Origin of the sequence: Kocuria sp. WN036, from assembly GCF_002287015.1 — a bacterium.
GTDB classification, from domain to species: Bacteria; Actinomycetota; Actinomycetes; order Actinomycetales; family Micrococcaceae; genus Kocuria; species Kocuria rosea.
Window position 1 is genome coordinate 1 of the sequence record NZ_NSKF01000068.1, and the last position, 1,446, is coordinate 1,446.

1 protein-coding gene is annotated in these 1,446 nt (G+C 70.7%); it reads right to left on the minus strand.

Annotation, left to right across the window (positions count from 1 at the left end):
- Positions 1 to 7: 7 nt before the first annotated feature.
- Positions 8 to 1,312 carry an ISL3 family transposase gene (locus CK505_RS18065; RefSeq protein ID WP_255250999.1) on the minus strand — a complete coding sequence of 435 codons (1,305 nt, stop codon included), beginning with the start codon at positions 1,310 to 1,312 and terminating at the stop codon, positions 8 to 10.
- Positions 1,313 to 1,446: the final 134 nt, after the last annotated feature.

A 1,446-nucleotide genomic window follows, 5' to 3' on the forward strand; every position in this document is an offset into this window, starting at 1 on the left:
CGGCCCTTCACAGATGAGCATGGTTAGGAGCCTTTCGCCAGGGCCGGTGGCCGCCGGCGGCGAGCAGGGCGCGTAGCCGGTAGTTGTCGAAGTTCCGGAAGCCGCGGGCTACCCGGCGCATCGTCTCGATGACCCCGTTGATCGCCTCCGTGGGGCCGTTCGAAGCTCCGGCGGTGTCGAAGTAGGCCAGGATCGCGGCCCTCCAGCGGCGCAGGGTCCGCCCGAGCCGGGCGATCTCCGGGATCGGGCAGGTGGGGAAGGCGGCGAGGATCTCGGCGACGAGCCGTCGTCCGGCTTCGGGGCGGGCGTGGTAGACGGCGCGCAGCTTCTGGTAGCAGTGCCAGGCGAGGGTGACTTCATGGCGCGGGTCCCCGGCCGCCAGCTTCGCGTTCAGGCGGGTGATCTGCTTGGGCGTGAGGTGCTCGGCGCCGATCTGCAAGGTCCGGCGGATGCCGTAGAGCGGGTCTGCGGCCCTCCCACGGTGGCCCAGGGTGTCCTGCTGCACCCTGCGGCGGACGTCGTCGACGACTTGGCCGCCGAGCTTGACGACGTGGAAGGCGTCGAGCACCGTGATGGCCTCGGGGAGCTCGTCGCGGATGGCGTTGGCGTAGCCGTGGAACGGGTCCAGGGTCGCGGTGCGGATCCCGCTCGTGAAGGTCGGCCCTTGTTCGGTGAGCCAGTCGCTGTAGGCGGCCCCGGTGCGGCCCTTCACCAGGTCCAGCAGCCGGGCTCGGGGTCGGCCGTCCTCACCGCGGGAGTGGTCCACGATGCCGGTGACCAGCCCGGTCCCGGGTGGACCGACGTGGCGCCAGACGTGCTCGTCGACCCCGAGAGCGTCCACCCCGGCCAGCCGATCCTCCGCGGCCAACTGGTCCTCGATGACCGGGGCGACGGCGTCCCAGACGGTGTTCCAGGCAACCCCGAGCATCTCGGCCAGCGCCGAAACCGCGATGTCGTGGGAACGCAGCTGGCCCACCGCCCAGGCGATCGCGCGGGTGGTGAGCTTGCCCCGCGGCGCGGCCAGCTCATGGACCTCGCTGAACGTCGTGACCTCACAGGCATCCTCCCGGCAGCGGTAGATCCGCTTGCGCCAACGAACCCGCACCGGCACCCCAGCACAGGGCAGGTCGTGGAGCAGGACCTGCCGCCGGCCATGACCGGAGGCGAGCACACCGCAGGACGGACACCCCACCAGCGCCGGCACTGTCTCCACGGCCAGGGTGAACGAGCGCGGACCACGCTCGACGGCGAGCACGTGGACATCGGACAGGTCGAAGAGCGCGCACGCGGGCGCGCAGATAGCATGAGACACGTCGAGGCCTTCATGGATCAGGTTGCTTGGTCGCTACCCATCCTGGAGGCCTCGACCTCTACCCAGCCCTCACAACACACCCCTCGAGAAGCCCGCGCGCCCCCGGCTACCCATGCTCATCTGTGAAGGGCCAG